Genomic DNA, 16,301 nt, shown 5'->3' on the forward strand with positions numbered 1-16,301 from the left:
GCTGTCCTATCGTTCGGCGCCGGCCGCGGCGCCGGGTTCGGAACCCCGGGCGGCGATGAGCGCGTCGACGTCGATGTCCATGTCGCGGGTCAGCGGGTGGCCGGGCGGCAGGTACTCGGTCTCGATCTGGGTGGCGCAGTTGGGGCAGTAGTACTCGACGATCCGGCACCAATTCGGATCCGGCGCGTAACCCCGCTCGCCGGGCAGCCCCACGGGATAGATGTCTCGGGGGTCACGGTCGTAGAGCAGCAGGCCCCGCTTGTAGTCGCTGTCGGCCGGACCGATGACGTGCTTGCAGGGCAGGCACACCCACTGTCGGGCGGTGGGATCGATGCCCAGATATTCGGTCATCACGATGGCGTCGCTCATGATCGGTTCTCCCCGCTGTGGATGCGGCGCAACCGGGCGGCGCCGCGCTCATCGATGGTCAAGGTCCAGTCGGGCGGCACGACGCAGGTCGAGGCCGCACCGTCGAGCAGTGCGGGGCCGGTCAGGGTGAATCCTGTTGGCAAAGCGTCCCGTTCGACGATCGCCGTCGGCAGCACACCATGGCCGTCCCAGAAGATGCCGGCGCTGCGGGCAGCACTGGCGGCCCCGGCCCCGGCCGGCGCCTCCGAGGACGCCCGGGGCAGCGGATAACGGCCCTCGACGCTCACGTAGTCGCTGCCGTCGCGGGTACTCGACGACACTTCGATCTGCACCTGTTCGGCGCGGTACCCCTCGCCTCGCATGTCCCGCAGCACCGCCGCCTGCAGCCGCGCCCGCGTATCGTCCTCGCCGGCCTGCCCGGCGGGCGCCTCGTGCCGGTGCACGATGTCGACGGTGGAAGCTCCGTAGGCCGAGAAGACCGGCGCATACGGCATCACCAGGACGTCGCCGATTCCGGCCGCCGCGGCGATCGCCGCGCAATGCGTCGGGCCGTTGCCGCCGAACGCCAGCATGGTGGCCCCCGCCGGGTCGATGCCCCAAGCCGACAATTGCTCGGCCAGTTGCCGTCCGGTCTCCCGGTGCAAGGAAGCCCGCACCTGCGCGGCCGTCTCGGTGACACTGCGCCCCAGCGCTTCCGCGAGCTGCTGGTAGGCGCGGTGCGCCGCTTCGACGTCCAGCGGCATTGATCCACCCAGGAATGCCTCGGGCCGTAGGATCCCCAGCACTGCATCGGCATCGGTCACGGTCGGTTCGGCACCGCCGAGGCCGAAGCAGGCCGGTCCCGGGTGGGCACCCGCGCTGCGCGGGCCGACCCGCAGCACATCGCCATCCAGCCAGGCGATCGAACCGCCGCCCGCCCCAAAGGGTTCCAGTTGCGGCAGGGCCAGCGAAACCTCCACGCCGGCGACCAGACCGTGCTCGAGCATCCGCACCACACCGTCACTGACGATGCCGACGTCCAAACTCGTCCCACCCATGTCGACCGTGACCAACGTGTCGATTCCGTAGTCGCCGGCGATCTCGCGAGCCCCCAGCAGCCCGGCCATCGGGCCCGAGTTGTAAGTCTTGGCGGCAATCGTCCGGGCCACCCGGGCCGCACCGCCGTCGTTGTGCACGATCAGCAGCGGTCGGCGGTAGCCCAGTGACCGCAGGTGATCCTCGGCGCGGTAGAGGAAGTCGGCGGCGGACGGGTGCACATAAGCGTTGAACAACGCGGTCGCGGTACGTCGACTCACATCGGCATCCGGTACCACCGCGCCGGCCGTCAGCAATGGCACTGTGTCCAGGCAGTGCCGCGGGTAGTTGTCCAGGAACGTCTCGGACACCGCCGCGACGACGGAACCGTCGTCACCGGGGCCGGCGGCCAGCACCAGGCCGCGCGCCCCACGGTGCAGCAGATCCCTGATCTTCGAAAGTGACTGTGCCGCGGCATCATCGCCCTCGGCCAGCTCGGAAACCATCTCCGGATCGATGAAGACACCGACACCCGCGGCTTCGCCCGCAGGTTCGGCGCTCAACAGGCCGAGGCGGGGTCCGGTGCGTTCGACGACCTGATTGGTGCCGACGGTGGTCGCATACCGGACCACATCGGTGCTCTCCAGCAGTTCCGAAACGCTGACACCGATCGAATCGGCGGCCGCTTCCAACACGGCCCGAAAACAGACCAGGAGGTCGTGCGGGGTGGTCAGCGTCTTCACGGAGTGCGCTCGAGCGTTGTGGACGACGAATCCGTCGGTGAACGTCCCGCCGGTGTCGATGCTGATTGTCGTTCCTGCCACTGCGATCCTTTCGTGGATCCCGTTGGTCGATCTTGCGATGTCTTGACATCAACCCTGCTGGCATGCCCGGACGCCGACAATGTCGCGCCCGGCCACACTCGGGTAGTGGCAGCAACCAACGGCTGCCCTGGCCGGCACTGCGGCTCGTCAGCCGTGCGCTGCGGCATCGGTTCCGTGCGCCCAGTGGAAAGCGGTGAGGGCCTCCGGCTGTCTAGCCTCGGGCCATGAGTACGCCTGTCATCACCCCGAGGTCAGATCACGACGGCGCCGGGCCCCAGCCGTGGATGTGGCTGTTTGACTGGCTGAGCGACGAATACGACAGCATCCTCGATCAGCTGACCGCCGAAGTGCTCGGTGAACTGCCCGAACTCGCATTCGCCCCGCAACGGCCCGAGGTCCACGTCCGCGAAGCCATCGGCGCGCACTTGGGCACACTGCACCACGTGCTGAGCCAGTCCGGCGAGATGAGTCAGGTGATCCTGCCGGCGATCTTCGACGACTACACGCGACGCCTCGCTCGTGACGAAACACCGCCGCTGCCGGTCCTGCTGCGCTCCTTCGAGAAGATTCACGCCAATCTGTGGAAGCAACTACTCACCTCGCTGCGCAGTGCGCCCCGACGGATACCGCCACACGACCACGCCGAGCTACTCGAGTTCGCATCGGCGCGACTGTTCCAGTACTTCCATTCGGTGACAACCCAAACCGCTCGGGCCTACGAGGCCGCCCGATCGCTGCACCAGATGCGCAACGCCGCCGCCCGACACGACATGATCACCAGGGTGCTGGCCGGCGAGGTCGAGCAGGGCGAGGCCGAACTGCTGTTGCGCCACGAGTTCAACACCACTCAAATCGCTTACGTGGCAACCTTCGACGACCATGACCTGGCCGACCGACTGGACACCACGTTGTCGCATCTGGGCGGGCGGCTCGGCGCGCGCCACCATCTGGCGCTGCGTGGACCCGAAGGGTGCTACGGCTGGTTCAGCGCGCTGCGGGACAACTGGTTCACCGCGGTGAAGGAGCTACCGGTCCCCGACTCGGTCGTACTATGCCTGGGCGCTCCGCATGAGGGTCTGACCGGCTTTCGCCAAAGTCGCGCCGAAGCCCTGGAGTGCCACCGGATCGCGCAGGCCGAACGGCGCACCGGCGTCGTGCTTTTCGAAGACGTGGCCCATCTCGCCCTGGCCACCCGAGATCTCGCCGCCGCCAGAGCCCTGGTCGAACGGGAGCTCGGGCGACTCTTCGCCGAGGATGAGGCCGCGTCGCGGCTACTGGAAACACTGGGTGTGTACCTTGACGAGCTGGCCAGCCCGACCCGGACGGCACGCCGGATGTATCTGCATCCGAACACGGTGATCAAGCGACTGGAGCGAATCGAAGAATGCCTCGGTCGGCCGGTGTCCCCGAGCAGCCTCAACCTGCGGATGGCGGTCGAACTCGCGCCTCTGGTCCGAGTCCTGTAAATCTCCGCCGAAACGGCATTCCAGCAGCGAAAGTGCGAGTCAACCCCTGCTGGAATGCCGTTTCGGCGCAGAGAAGTTAAGCGCGGACCAGCTCGAACAACGGGATCGTCCGGCTGGTCTTGGCCTGGTATTCGGCGAACACCGGGGCCCGCTCGATGCTCTTGGGGTAGGCCGCGTCCCGCTCGTCGGCGGGCAGTTCCCGGGCCGTCGCGTCGTAGGCCTCGGTCCCCACCTCTACATGCGCGCGCAACGTGATCGGCGAACGCCTGCTGGGCTTCCCGCGCGAACCCGCAGCGGACCGCGGCATACCGTTCAACGAGGTCAAACGCGGACGATCCTGACCTGGTGCCGGCCGGTGACACTAAAGTGGCGGCCATGACCGACACCAGCACCGATATCTCCCCCGCACTGGCGGCGTCCCAGGCATCCTGGGCGGCGGTCCACGCCAACGACCGCGAGGCGTGGCTGGCCCTGATGGCCGACGACGTCCTGATCGAGGACCCCATCGGCCAGGCGCCCACCAACGCCGACGGCACCGGCGTGCGCGGCAAGGAGAAGGTGTACGAGTTCTACGACAACACCATCGCCCGGGCCACGGCCCGCCGGATCACCTGCGAGGAGACGTTCCCGTCGAGCTCCCCGCAGGAGATCGCCCACATCCTCAATCTGCACTTCGAGTTCGAGGGCGGCGTGACCAGCGATGTCCGCGGGATCTTCACCTACCGGGTGAACGACGCCGGCAAGCTGACCAACCTGCGCGGCTACTGGAACATGGATGCCATGAAGTTCGGTCAGATCGAACAGAACTGAGGCGCGGCGCCCGCGCCGTGTGTCAGTACGGTGGATGCCGGGACATCCCGCTGCTGCGCGACGACATCGCCGGGCACATGCCGGTGTTCCACCACGGCGGCTCGGCCAGCCGCGCGCTCGGCGACGGCGACCGGCCGAAGGCGCGCGCCCAGCTGGCGGCCACGCCGGCGAAGTTGCGAGCGCACTGGCTCGGCGAGCAGACCGGGCTGTTCGACGGCGACGACTGGGACACCGCGATCGCGGCCGGGCACCGCGCACACCCCGGCCGGTCGATGATCGCCGAGGGACAATAGGACGACGACGCGCTCCGGCAGCGCAGCGGCATCCGCGCACAAAGGAGCACATGAACATCCAGGGATATGACGACGAACTGTGCCGCGAGCGCGGTTACGTCGCCGACCTCTACGCCCGCCTCGACGAGGAGCGCGCCCGCGCCAAGCGGCGGCATCGGGAGGCGCTGCGCGCCCCGATCGACGCCCAGGACGGCGGCACGCTGGTGCAGCGCGACGCCGAGGTGCGATCGATGATCCAGCGCATCCAACGCCTCGATGTGGCGGACGACGGGCTGTGCTTCGGCCGGTTGGACACCGAGGCCGGGGAACGTCGCTACATCGGCCGCCTCGGCCTGTTCGACGACGAGAACTCCTACGAGCCGCTGCTGCTGGACTGGCGGGCGCCGGCGGCGCGCGCGTTCTACGTCGCCACCGCGGCAAACCCGGAGGGCATGCGGCGCCGGCGCCAGTTCCACACCCGCGGCCGGCGCATCCTCGACTACACCGACGAGATCCTCGGCCGGCCCGACGGCAGCGAGGGCGCCGGCGGCGAGGCCGCCCTGCTGGCCGCCGTCAACGCCCCGCGCGGCGAGGGCATGCGGGACATCGTCGCGACCATCCAGGCCGAGCAGGACGAGATCATCCGGCTCGAGCACCCCGGGGTGCTGGTGATCGAAGGCGGCCCCGGCACCGGCAAGACCGTGGTGGCGTTGCACCGCGTCGCGTACCTGCTCTACACCCAGCGGGAACGCATGGAACGCCACGGCGTGCTGCTGATCGGCCCCAATCCCGCGTTCCTGGACCATGTCGGCCGGGTGCTGCCGTCGCTCGGCGAAACCAACGTGGTGTTCATGACGCCGGGTGACCTGGTCCCCGGTCTGCGGGTGACGGCCGAGGACGGCCCGGAGGCCGCCCGGCACAAGGGCTCGCTGAAGATGCTGGACGTGCTCGCCGCGGCGATCGCCGATCACCAGCGGGTGCCGGCCGAGCCGCTGCCCATCGAGCTCGCCGACGTCGCGGTGCGCATCGACGCCGAGACCGCGCAGTGGGCCATCGAGGAGGCCCGCGCCAGCGAACTGCCGCACAACGAGGCCCGGGCCGTGTTCATCGACGTCGTGACCTGGGTGCTCACCGAGCGCGCCATCGCCAGGATCGGCCGCGGCTGGCTGACCCGCGACGACAAGGCCGCCTGGGAGCATCTGCGCGCGGAGTTGCTCGACGAACTCGACGAGCACGCCGGCTTCGCGGCCGCGCTCGACCAGCTCTGGCCGACGCTGACCCCGCAGTCCCTGCTGGCCACGCTGTACACCTCGCAGGAGCGGCTGCGCACCGCGGGCGCCGACCCGTCGCTGTGGCGCGCCGACGGCGAGGCCTGGACGGTCTCGGATGTGCCGCTGCTCGACGAGCTGGTCGACCTGCTGGGCCGGGACAAGGAGGCCGAGCAGGCCGAACGGGCCGCCGAGGCCGAACGGCGGGAGGAGGCCGCCTACGCCGCGGGCGTGCTGGACCTGATGATCGACCGCGAGGATCTGATGGACGACGAGGATCGCCTGATGGCGCAGGACGTCATCGGCGCCGAGGACCTCGCCGAGCGATTCTCCGAACGCGACACCCGGGACCTGGCCGAGCGGGCCGCCGCCGACCGCGACTGGACCTACCGCCACGTGGTGGTGGACGAGGCCCAGGAACTCTCCGAGATGGACTGGCGGGTCCTGATGCGCCACTGCCCGGGCCGCTCGTTCACCGTGGTGGGCGATCTGGCCCAGCGGCGCGCGGCCGCCGGCGCCACGTCGTGGGCGGGGATGCTCGACCGCTACGTGCCCGGTCGCTGGGAGTACCGGCCGCTGACGGTCAACTACCGCACGCCGGCGGAGATCATGGCCGTCGCCGCGGCCGTGCTCGCCGAGTTCGCGCCGACGGTCCGGCCCCCGGAGTCGGTCCGGTCGACCGGGGTCCCGCCGTGGTCACGACAGGTCGCCGACGACGACGAGATGACGGCGGCCATCGAGGCGTTCGTCGCGGCCGAGTCCGAGCGAGAGGGCACCAGCGTCGTCATCGGACCGCCCGACGTGCCGGGCGCGGTGGCACCAGCGGACATCAAGGGCCTGGAGTTCGACGCCGTCCTGGTGGTGGAACCGGAGCGGATCCTCGCCGACGGACCCCGCGGTGCGGCCGAGCTCTACGTGGCGCTCACCCGCGCCACGCAGCGTCTCGGCGTGCTACACCGCGGTCGGTTGCCCGCGGCCCTCACGGGCCTGCGCACTCACCACTTGGACAGCTGACACCGCACGTTGTAGGGATCGTCGTGCTGGCTGAGCACCTCGCCGTTCACGGCGATGTCGCAGTGCGCGCCGGGGGCTCCCACACCACCGCGGGTGGTGCTGCTCACCTGCAGGATCGCCCACTGCGGGTCGGCGAGCGTCGTCTCGAAGACCCACGGCGCGCCCGGTGCCACGTGCACCTTCTCCCGCTTCGCGAAGGCGTACGCGTCCGCGTTGAAGGCCTCCATGCTCGGCGGCTGCGTCGTCAGATAGAACAGGTCAAAGTCGTAGGGGGCCGCCGCGGTGAGCGTGTACCGAACCTGCTGCCCGGTCGGCTCGGCCACCGCCGTGCCATGCGTAACCGCAAATGCTGCCGACGCCGCCATGACAGCCGCGCCGATTCTCCGTGTCGCTGTTCCCATGTTCGTCATATCTTTCGACGCTACCGCATCGTTACAGCCGACTTCGAAGCTCGTTTTCTCCGGGCCGATTGCCGACCTCACCGGTCGGTGAACGGCGCACCAAGGGTTCGTTAATACGTTCGTGACACACAGATATTTCGAAGAAACACGGGAGCCATAACGTCCGGTCCGACACCCGCCGGGGTGCTCGCACCGTCGTTCACGAAAGGCTCTCGATGCCCAGTTCTTCGCGTCCCAGTCTGAGAAAGTCGGCGGTCGCCGCGACCGGCCTGCTGTGTGCCACCGCGCTGGCACTGTCCGGCTGCGGCAGTAAGGCCACCGACACCGTCGCCGCCGGCGGCGGTGAGTCCTGCGTGGACACCTCCGGTCCGGCGGTCAAGGTGGGTTCGCTGAACTCGCTGTCGGGCACCATGGCCATCTCCGAGGTCACCGTGCGCGACGCCATCGCCCTGGCCGTCGAGCAGATCAACGCCGACGGCGGCGTGCTGGGCAAGCAGATCGAGGTGGTCGGCGAGGACGGCGCCTCAGAGCCCACCGTGTTCGCCGAGAAGGCCGAGAAGCTGATCAAGAACGATTGCGTGGCCGCGGTCTTCGGCGGCTGGACGTCCTCGAGCCGCAAGGCGATGCTGCCCGTCTTCGAGAGCAACGACGCGTTGCTGTACTACCCCGTGCAGTACGAGGGCCTGGAGTCCAGCGACAACATCTTCTACACCGGCGCCACCACCAACCAACAGATCGTGCCCGCGCTGGACTATCTGAAGGAGCGCGGCGTCACCTCGCTGTACCTGGTGGGCAGCGACTACGTCTTCCCGCAGACCGCCAACCGGATCATCCGGGCCTACGCCGACGCCAACGGCATCGAGATCAAGGGCGAGGACTACACCCCGCTGGGCTCGACCGACTTCTCGACCATTGTCAACAAGGTGCGGGCCTCCGGGGCCGGCGCGGTGTTCAACACGCTCAACGGCGATTCAAACGTGGCGTTCTTCAAGGAGTACACCAACGCCGGCCTGAATCCGCAGACCATGCCGGTGATCTCGGTGTCGATCGCCGAGGAGGAGGTCAAGGGCATCGGGGCGCAGAACATCGACGGCCAGCTGACCGCGTGGAACTACTACCAGACCATCGACACCCCGGAGAACAAGGCGTTCGTGACGGCGTTCCAGGACAAGTTCGGCGCCGACCGCGTGACCTCCGATCCGATGGAAGCCGCCTACACCTCGGTGTACCTGTGGAAGAACACCGTGGAGAAGGCGAATTCGTTTGCCGTCAAGGACATTCAGGACAACGCCGACGGCGTCAGCTTCGCCGCCCCGGAGGGCCTGGTGACCATCGACGGCGACACCCACCACATCACCAAGACGGCCCGCATCGGTGAGATCCGTCCCGACGGCCTGATCTACACGGTCTGGGAGTCGGCCGGTCCCATCGAGCCGGACCCCTTCCTGGAGTCCTATCCGTGGGCCAGCGGCCTCGCCGGCTGAGCGCCTAGATGGATGTCCTGATCGGGCAGCTGGCAACGGGATTGAGCCTCGGCTCGATCCTGTTGCTCGCCGCCCTGGGGTTGGCGCTGACGTTCGGCCAGATGGGCGTCATCAACATGGCGCACGGCGAATTCATCATGGCCGGCTGCTATACCGCCTACGTCACGCAACAAATCATCTCGAATGCCGGTGCCTCGCTGCTGATCTCGCTGGTGGTGGGGTTCGTGATCGGCGGCCTGCTGGGGGTGCTGTTGGAGACCACGCTGATCCAGCGGATGTATCACCGGCCGCTGGACACGCTGTTGGTGACCTTCGGCGTCGGTTTGATCCTGCAGCAGGTGGCCCGCGACCTGTTCGGCGCCCCCGCGGTCAACGTGATCGCACCGACGTGGCTGTCCGGCGGGGTGGAGATCCTCGGCGCGGTGGTGCCCAAGACCCGGCTGTTCATCCTGGTCCTGGCGATCGTGTGTGTGACCGCGCTGGCCGTGATGCTCAAGGCCAGCCCCATGGGGCGCCGGATCCGTGCGGTCGTGCAGAACCGCGATCTGGCGGAGACCAGCGGCATCTCGTCGCGGCGGACCGACATCACCACCTTCTTCATCGGGTCGGGACTGGCCGGGGTGGCCGGGGTGGCGCTGACCCTGATCGGGTCGACGAGCCCGACCATCGGCCAGAGCTATCTGATCGACGCCTTCCTGGTGGTGGTCGTCGGCGGGCTGGGACAGATCAAGGGCACCGTGATCGCCGCCTTCGCACTCGGATTCTTCAACTCGTTCATCGAATACAGCACCACCGCCTCGCTGGCCAAGGTGATTGTCTTCGTGCTCATCGTGGTGTTCCTGCAGGTGCGTCCGCAGGGGCTGTTCACGGTCCGGACTAGGAGCCTCGCATGAGAATTCTGTTGGGACGCCGGCAGACCTGGGCCGGTTTCGGGGTCGCGGCGGCGCTGCTGTTCGGCCTGGCCCCGCTGGTGCTGTCCGAGTTTCGGCTCAGCATGTTCGCCAAGTTCCTGTGCTTCGCGATCGTGGCGGTCGGCATCGGGCTGGCGTGGGGCCGCGGGGGCATGCTGGTGCTGGGCCAGGGCGTGTTCTTCGGCCTCGGCGGCTACATGATGGCCATGCACCTGAAGATCGCCGACGCCCAGCTGCGTGGCGATGCGGTGCCGGATTTCATGCAGATCGCCGGCATCCGGGTGCTGCCGGGCTATTGGGCCCCGTTCGCCTCCCCGGTGTTCACGGTGCTGGCCATCCTCATCGTGCCCACCGCGATCGCGGCCGCACTGGGGCTCGGGGTTTTCAAGCGGCGGGTGAAGGGGGCCTACTTCGCGATCCTGTCGCAGGCGCTGGCCGCGGCCCTGGCCATCCTGCTGGTCGGCCAGACCAGCCTCGGCGGGTCCAACGGGCTCAACCGATTCCAGACCTTCTTCGGCTTCACCCTCAACGACCCCGCGAATCGCCGGATGCTGTACTTCATCGCGGCCGGCGTGCTGCTGGCCGTCATCGCGATCGCCCGGCAGCTGATGGTCAGCCGCTACGGGGAGCTGCTCGTGGCAGTCCGCGACGGCGAGGAGCGGGTCCGGTTCCTCGGCTACGACCCGGCCAACGTCAAGGTCGTGGCCTACAGCGTGGCCGCGTTGTTCGCCGGCATCGCCGGCGCGCTGTTCGCCCCCATCGTCGGGTTCATCGCGCCGTCCCAGATCGGGATCCTGCCGTCGATCGCGTTCGTGATCGGCGTCGCGATCGGTGGCCGCACCACCCTGCTCGGCCCGGTGCTGGGCGCCATCGGCATCGCATGGGCGCAAACGCTGTTCTCCGAACGGTTTCCGTCCGAATGGACCTATGCCCAGGGGCTGCTGTTCATCATCGTCGTCGGGTTCTTCCCGGCCGGGCTGGCCGGGCTCGGGGCGCTGTTCGCCCGCCGGCGCCGCACCCGGCGACCACCGCCGGAGCCCGAGCCCGACCCGCAACCCGATGCCGAGCCGACCACCGAGACCGCGGAGGCACGCATATGACCACCGAACTGCAACCGGTGGCCGGCGGCAACGTCGGCATGGGTACCGAATACCTCGAAGTGCACGGCCTCACGGTGGAATTCGACGGGTTCAAGGCCGTCGACGGTGTCGACCTGACGCTCTTCCAGGGCGATCTGCGCTTCCTCATCGGACCCAACGGCGCCGGCAAGACCACCGTCATCGACGCGATCACGGGCCTTGTGCCCGGCAGCGGGTCGGTGAACAAGTCCGGGGTCGAGCTGCTGGGCAAGAAGGTACATCAGATCGCCCGGCTCGGGGTGGGTCGCACCTTCCAGACCGCCTCGGTCTTCGAAAACCTCACGGTCCTGCAGAATCTCGACATCGCGGCCGGGGCGGGGCGGTCCTGGTGGACGCTGCTGCGTCGGCGCGCCGAGGTGCTGCCGGCCATCGACGAGGCGCTGGAGACCATCGGGCTGACCGCGCTCGCCGACCGCCCCGCAGGGGTGTTGGCCCACGGCCAGAAACAATGGCTGGAGATCGGCATGCTGCTGGTGCAGAACGCCGACGTGCTGCTGCTCGACGAGCCGGTGGCGGGGATGAGCGCAGAGGAGCGCGAGGAGACCGGAAACCTGTTGCGGCGCATCGGTGCCGAACGGACCGTCGTCGTCGTCGAACATGACATGGATTTCATGCGCCAGTTCGCGACGTCGGTGACCGTGCTGGCCCGCGGCAACGTCATCGCCGAAGGGACGGTGGCCGAGGTCCAGGCCAACCCCAAGGTCCAGGAGGTCTACCTGGGCACCGCGGCGGCCGGCGAAATCGAGGCCGGCGAATGACTTTGCAACTGATCGACGTCCACGCCGGCTACGGCCGCTCGGAGGTGATCCACGGCGTCACCCTGGACGTGCCGACCGACGGCGTCGCGGCGGTGCTGGGTCACAACGGCGCGGGCAAGACCACGCTGCTGCGCGCCGCGGTCGGGCTGCTCAAATGCGGTTCGGGCAAGGTGCTGTTCGACGGCGAGGACATCACCCGGCTGCGCCCGTCGGCGCGGGTGGCGCGCGGGCTGGCCTACGTGCCGCAGGGCCAGCAGTCGTTCGGTCAGCTGACGACCGCCGAGAATCTGCAGGTGGTCGCCGACGGCCGCAAGGGCGGCAAGGCGCTGATCGACGCGCAGCTCGACCTGTTTCCTGCCCTGAAGGAACTGTTGAATCGGCGCGCCGGGCTGCTCTCCGGCGGTCAGCGCCAGCAGCTCGCGATCGCCCGCGCGCTGATCACCCGACCCAAGACGCTGATCCTCGACGAACCCACCGAGGGCATCCAGCCCTCGGTGGTCGCCGAGATCGAGCAGGCCATCACCGCGTTGACCGCCACCGGCGACCTCGGTGTGCTGCTCGTCGAACAGCACATCGGCTTCGCATTGGAGTCGGCGCAGCGGTACTACGTGCTGGAGGCGGGGCGGGTGACGTCCTCGGGCGACGGCGGCCGGGGTTCGGAGACCGCGGTGCGGGCCGCCCTGACCATCTGACCCACCCGCGAGTGTGCATGTCCCCGGCCGACACACCGGTGCTTCTGGCGGGAACGCGCCCGCTCACCGCAGTCGAGATGGCAGGCTCGCCGCTATGAGCGATGCCGAACCCCGCGTACTGGCCGACACCGGCGGCCTCGTCGTCACCGACGACGGGCGCCGGGTGGTGGTGATCGACCGGCAGACCGGTCCGGCCAGCGTCCTCGCGTTCGTGTTGGGGGTGCTCGCCGCGGTGTCCCTGGGCTTCGGGGTGGTCGCTCTGCTCGGCAGTGTGGTGGCGGCGCCGGCCGCCGCCGGGTTCATCGTGGCCGGGTTGCTCGCCGCCGCGGCGACCTGGTGGCTGGCCCGACGGGTGCTGGTGCGCCGCAGCCAGCCGCTGGGCCACTGCCATCCCGCGGCCGTCCTGGACCGCAAGCTCGGCCTGTTCAGTTCCTCGGGCGGGGCGCTGATGCCGCTGAACGAGGTGCGGTTCGAACGCCGCCTGCAGCTGACGTCGAGCTCGCCCAAGCTGGTGGCGGTCACCCCCAACGGCACCCGAGTTCTCAAGCGCGGCAGCCCGTTCGACGGCGGGATCGGCGACGTGCACGACGTGCTCAACGCGGTGGCGCAGGGCCGCTGAGCCCGGCGCGCCCGCGGGGTCAGAGGCGGGCCAGGACCTCCTCGAGCACCGCGTCGGTGGCGATGTCGACCTGCTCCCCCGTGCTGAGATCCTTGACCCCGACGGTGCCGGCCTCGACGTCGCGGTCCCCGGCCACCAGCGCAACCCGGGCGCCCGAGCGGTCGGCGGCGCGCAGCGCACCCTTGAGACCGCGGTCGCCGTAGGCCACGTCGACGCGCACCCCGGCCGTCCGCAACTGCGCGGCGAGCACCACCAGCGCAGCCTTGCCCTGCTCGCCCAGCGGCGCGCAGTACACGTCGACCCGGCTCGTCGCGCCGACGGCCTTGCCCTCGGCCTTGAGCGCCAACACGGTGCGGTCGACGCCCAACCCGAAACCGATGCCGGACAGGTCCTGGCCGCCGAGTTGTTGCATCAACCCGTCGTAGCGACCGCCGCCGCCGATGCCCGACTGCGCGCCGAGCCCGTCGTGGACGAACTCGAAGGTGGTCTTGGTGTAGTAGTCCAGGCCGCGCACCATCCGCGGGTTGATCTGATACGGCACCTTCAGCGCGTCGAGGTGGGCCAGCACCGCGTCGAAGTGTTGGCGTGCCGAATCCGACAGGTGGTCGAGCATCACCGGCGCGTCCGCGGTCATCGCCCGGACCTCCGGTCTCTTGTCGTCGAGCACCCGCAGCGGGTTGATCTCGGCGCGGGCGCGGGTCGCGTCGTCGAGGTCGAGCTTGAACAGGAAGTCCTGCAACAGCTCTCGGTACGCCGGTCGGCAGGTGTCGTCGCCCAGCGAGGTGATCTCCAACCGGAAGCCGTCGAGCCCCAGCGACCGGAAGCCGGCGTCGGCCACCGCGATCACCTCGGCGTCCAGCGCGGGGTCGTCCACGCCGATGGCCTCGATGCCGACCTGCTGCAGCTGGCGGTAGCGGCCGGCCTGGGGCCGCTCGTAGCGGAAGAACGGGCCGGAATAGCACAGCTTGACCGGCAGCGCGCCGCGGTCCAGCCCGTGCTCGATGACCGCCCGCATGACGCCGGCGGTGCCCTCGGGGCGCAGCGTCACCGAACGCTCGCCGCGGTCGGCGAAGGTGTACATCTCCTTGGAGACCACGTCGGTCGACTCGCCCACCCCGCGGGCGAACAGGGCGGTGTCCTCGAAGATCGGCAACTCGATGTCGCCGTACCCGGCGCGGCGGGCGGCGCCGAGCAGACCGTCGCGGACGGCCACGAACTGTGCCGAGTCGGGCGGCAGGTAGTCGGGAACGCCCTTGGGGCCCTGAAAGGACGGTGATTCGCTCACGCAGCCTGTTCCTTCACGCGTCGAGGTGCTGGTCGTCGTCGAGATGCTTGTTGTGCCGGCGTTCGTCGCCGATGGTCGTCGAGGTGCCGTGCGCCGGTAGTACCACGGTGTCGTCGTCGAGTACCAGCAGTTTTTCCCTGACCGATCTCAGCAGTTGCCGGCGGTCACCCTCGCACCCGGGTCCGCCCACGGTGCGAAAGCCCAGCGTGTGTCCGGTGAACACCACCGGGGCCGGGCCCTCGTCGGTGTCGGCCAGCACCCGGTAGACCAGCGCGCCCGCGGTCTGTCCCGGGGTGTGGGCCACCTGCACGTCGATGCCGGCGAGCTGGACCTGGTCGCCGTCGGCGAGGTCACGCAGGATCTCCGGCGGATCGGTGAGCAGGTCGCGGTCGGCGGGATGCAGGTACACCGGGATGTCCCACCCCGCACACAGGTCGAATGCCGACCCGGTGACCTCGCGGCGGCCGCTGGTCAGCAGCACCGCCGCCGGAGTCAGCTCGTTGACCGCGAAGTAGTACTCCAGCGTGGGCACGGCGTCGTCGCCCGGGTCGATGACGATCGCGGCCGCGTCGGGTCGCGGCGCCAGCAGATAACAGTTCGTTTCGGCGGCGCCGGCGGCAAACCCGGTGATCAGCACGCAAACCAGTGTCGCACCCCGGTCACCGCGGGTCGGACGGCGCATCCTCAGGGGCAGCTGGCACACTCGTTTCGAGCATATTCACCCGGCAGAGGTTGGAGGGCATCGGCAGTGCCGACTAACGAACAGCGACGCGAGAACGCCAAGCGCAAGCTAGAGCGGCAGCTCGAACGGCGGGCGGAGAAGGCCAAGAAGCGCCGGATGATGGCGATCATCGGCGGCGCCACCGCCGTCGTCGTGCTGATCGCGGCGGTCGTCGCCACCGTGCTGCTCACCAGGGACGACTCGGGCGACTCGACGGCGGCGACGAGCGCCGAGGACCCGTTCGCCACCACCGGGGTCCCCGAGCCTGCCGCCGACGGCCAGCTGCCGGCGTTCACCCCGACCGCGGACACCGGCGCCGACTGCCAGTACCCGGCCTCGCGCGAACCCAGCAAGCCGAACGAACCGCCGCGGACCGGACGGGTGCCCACCGATCCGGCGCAGGTCAGCGTCAGCATGGAGACCAACCAGGGCAACGTCGGCCTGATGCTGGACAACGCCAAGTCGCCGTGCACGGTCAACAGCTTCGTCAGCCTGGCGCAGCAGGGTTACTTCGACGACACCGTGTGCCACCGACTGACCACCACCCCCGGCCTGTCGGTGCTGCAGTGCGGCGACCCGACCGGCTCCGGCTCGGGTGGGCCCGGCTACCAATTCCCCAACGAGTACCCCACCAACCAGTACCCGGCCGGCAGCCCGGCCGCCCAGAGCCCGGTGGTGTACCCGCGCGGCACCCTGGCGATGGCCAACGCCGGTCCGGGCACCAACGGCAGCCAGTTCTTCCTGGTGTACGCGGATTCGCAGCTGCCGCCGCAGTACACGGTGTTCGGCACCATCGACGAGACCGGCCTGGGCACCCTGGACCGGGTGGCCAACGCGGGCGTGGAAGGCGGGGCCGCCGACGGCGCCCCGGCCAACGAGGTCCGGATCACCTCCGTGGCGCTGGACTGACCGTGGGCCGGCCCGGCTATCCGTACGGCCCCTACCAGCCGGGGCCGTACGGTCCGCCGCGGCGCCCGACAAACGCGATGGCCATCATCGCGCTGGTCAGTTCGCTGGTCTTCGCGCCGCTGGGCATCGTGTTCGGGCACATCTCGCTGTCGCAGATCAAGCGCACCGGCGAGGAGGGGCGCGGGCTGGCCATGGCGGGCTTGGCGATCGGCTACATCATGGTGATCACCGTCGTGCTGTTCCTGCTGCTGGCGGTGATCCTCATCTCGATGGCCCCGCGCGACGACGCCCCGTACGGCGACACCCCAGGCATCAGCTACAGCGCGGCTGCGCCCTACGCCTGAC

At 69.3% G+C, this 16,301-nt stretch carries 17 protein-coding genes and 1 pseudogene; 12 read left to right on the top strand and 6 right to left on the bottom strand.

Translation table 11 applies throughout. The features are described 5' to 3' along the window. Positions 1–6 precede the first annotated feature (6 nt). A complete protein-coding gene (locus R2K23_RS13365) occupies positions 7–369 on the bottom strand; it encodes an acetone carboxylase subunit gamma (protein ID WP_316510085.1) in 363 nt (120 codons plus the stop codon). Continuing rightward, entirely contained in the window at positions 366–2,207 is a 1,842-nt protein-coding gene (locus R2K23_RS13370) for a hydantoinase/oxoprolinase family protein (protein ID WP_316510086.1), read from the bottom strand. Before R2K23_RS13370 ends, R2K23_RS13365 begins: the two co-directional genes overlap by 4 nt. Positions 2,208–2,431: 224 nt before the next feature. Here R2K23_RS13370 and R2K23_RS13375 point away from each other — a divergent pair, with 224 nt between their 5' ends. Continuing rightward, complete coding sequence (locus tag R2K23_RS13375; protein ID WP_316510087.1) at positions 2,432–3,673, top strand: PucR family transcriptional regulator; 1,242 nt, start codon at positions 2,432–2,434, stop codon at positions 3,671–3,673. A 76-nt stretch (positions 3,674–3,749) separates the two neighbouring features. Here R2K23_RS13375 and R2K23_RS13380 read toward each other — a convergent pair. Continuing rightward, a pseudogene (locus R2K23_RS13380) lies at positions 3,750–3,920 on the bottom strand (nitroreductase/quinone reductase family protein); the annotation flags it as partial. A 128-nt stretch (positions 3,921–4,048) separates the two neighbouring features. On the opposite strand from R2K23_RS13380, the gene R2K23_RS13385 reads away from it, so the two are divergent. Genes R2K23_RS13385 through helR form a run of 3 tightly spaced genes read left to right on the top strand, consistent with a single transcriptional unit; the run spans position 4,049 to position 7,037 of the window. Next, the gene (locus R2K23_RS13385; protein ID WP_316510088.1) at positions 4,049–4,483 is read left to right on the top strand and encodes a nuclear transport factor 2 family protein; all 435 of its coding nucleotides are present in this window, start codon (positions 4,049–4,051) and stop codon (positions 4,481–4,483) included. Positions 4,484–4,500: 17 nt separating this feature from the next. Next, positions 4,501–4,776, top strand: coding sequence for a hypothetical protein (locus tag R2K23_RS13390; protein ID WP_316510089.1), 276 nt, complete (start codon positions 4,501–4,503; stop codon positions 4,774–4,776). 50 nt (positions 4,777–4,826) lie between these two features. After that, on the top strand, positions 4,827–7,037 hold the full coding sequence (helR, locus tag R2K23_RS13395) for an RNA polymerase recycling motor ATPase HelR (RefSeq protein WP_316510090.1): 2,211 nt from the start codon (positions 4,827–4,829) through the stop codon (positions 7,035–7,037). Here the strand turns inward: helR and R2K23_RS13400 are convergent. After that, positions 7,019–7,402 carry a hypothetical protein gene (locus R2K23_RS13400; RefSeq protein ID WP_396891957.1) on the bottom strand — a complete coding sequence of 128 codons (384 nt, stop codon included), beginning with the start codon at positions 7,400–7,402 and terminating at the stop codon, positions 7,019–7,021. The two genes, helR and R2K23_RS13400, sit on opposite strands and share 19 nt — an antisense overlap. 251 nt (positions 7,403–7,653) lie before the next feature. On the opposite strand from R2K23_RS13400, the gene urtA reads away from it, so the two are divergent. The 6 genes from urtA to R2K23_RS13430 all read left to right on the top strand — a co-directional run bounded on the left by urtA (position 7,654) and on the right by R2K23_RS13430 (position 13,041). Beyond that, positions 7,654–8,922, top strand: coding sequence for an urea ABC transporter substrate-binding protein (gene urtA / locus R2K23_RS13405; protein WP_316510092.1), 1,269 nt, complete (start codon positions 7,654–7,656; stop codon positions 8,920–8,922). Positions 8,923–8,930: 8 nt separating this feature from the next. Next, complete coding sequence (gene urtB, locus R2K23_RS13410; RefSeq protein ID WP_316510093.1) at positions 8,931–9,815, top strand: urea ABC transporter permease subunit UrtB; 885 nt, start codon at positions 8,931–8,933, stop codon at positions 9,813–9,815. Continuing rightward, entirely contained in the window at positions 9,812–10,933 is a 1,122-nt protein-coding gene (gene urtC / locus R2K23_RS13415) for an urea ABC transporter permease subunit UrtC (protein WP_316510094.1), read from the top strand. Before urtB ends, urtC begins: the two co-directional genes overlap by 4 nt. Further along, positions 10,930–11,730 (top strand): urea ABC transporter ATP-binding protein UrtD, encoded by an 801-nt coding sequence (gene urtD / locus R2K23_RS13420; protein WP_316510095.1) that lies wholly within the window; start codon positions 10,930–10,932, stop codon positions 11,728–11,730. The genes urtC and urtD overlap by 4 nt, the downstream gene beginning before the upstream one ends. Beyond that, positions 11,727–12,422 (top strand): urea ABC transporter ATP-binding subunit UrtE, encoded by a 696-nt coding sequence (gene urtE, locus R2K23_RS13425; protein WP_316510096.1) that lies wholly within the window; start codon positions 11,727–11,729, stop codon positions 12,420–12,422. The genes urtD and urtE overlap by 4 nt, the downstream gene beginning before the upstream one ends. Before the next feature lie 94 nt (positions 12,423–12,516). Then, positions 12,517–13,041 carry a hypothetical protein gene (locus tag R2K23_RS13430; protein WP_316510097.1) on the top strand — a complete coding sequence of 175 codons (525 nt, stop codon included), beginning with the start codon at positions 12,517–12,519 and terminating at the stop codon, positions 13,039–13,041. A gap of 19 nt (positions 13,042–13,060) precedes the next feature. Here the strand turns inward: R2K23_RS13430 and hisS are convergent, their stop codons facing one another. Continuing rightward, positions 13,061–14,326: a histidine--tRNA ligase gene (gene hisS, locus R2K23_RS13435; RefSeq protein WP_316510098.1), complete on the bottom strand. Its 1,266-nt coding sequence runs from the start codon at positions 14,324–14,326 to the stop codon at positions 13,061–13,063. A gap of 13 nt (positions 14,327–14,339) precedes the next feature. Further along, positions 14,340–14,963: an MBL fold metallo-hydrolase gene (locus R2K23_RS13440; RefSeq protein WP_316510099.1), complete on the bottom strand. Its 624-nt coding sequence runs from the start codon at positions 14,961–14,963 to the stop codon at positions 14,340–14,342. A gap of 111 nt (positions 14,964–15,074) precedes the next feature. On the opposite strand from R2K23_RS13440, the gene R2K23_RS13445 reads away from it, so the two are divergent. Then, positions 15,075–15,956 carry a peptidylprolyl isomerase gene (locus R2K23_RS13445; protein ID WP_316510100.1) on the top strand — a complete coding sequence of 294 codons (882 nt, stop codon included), beginning with the start codon at positions 15,075–15,077 and terminating at the stop codon, positions 15,954–15,956. Positions 15,957–15,958: 2 nt separating this feature from the next. After that, entirely contained in the window at positions 15,959–16,300 is a 342-nt protein-coding gene (locus tag R2K23_RS13450; protein WP_316510101.1) for a DUF4190 domain-containing protein, read from the top strand. The last annotated feature ends 1 nt before the right edge of the window (position 16,301 follow it).

This window comes from Mycolicibacterium sp. MU0050, from assembly GCF_963378085.1.
GTDB lineage: Bacteria > Actinomycetota > Actinomycetes > Mycobacteriales > Mycobacteriaceae > Mycobacterium > Mycobacterium wendilense.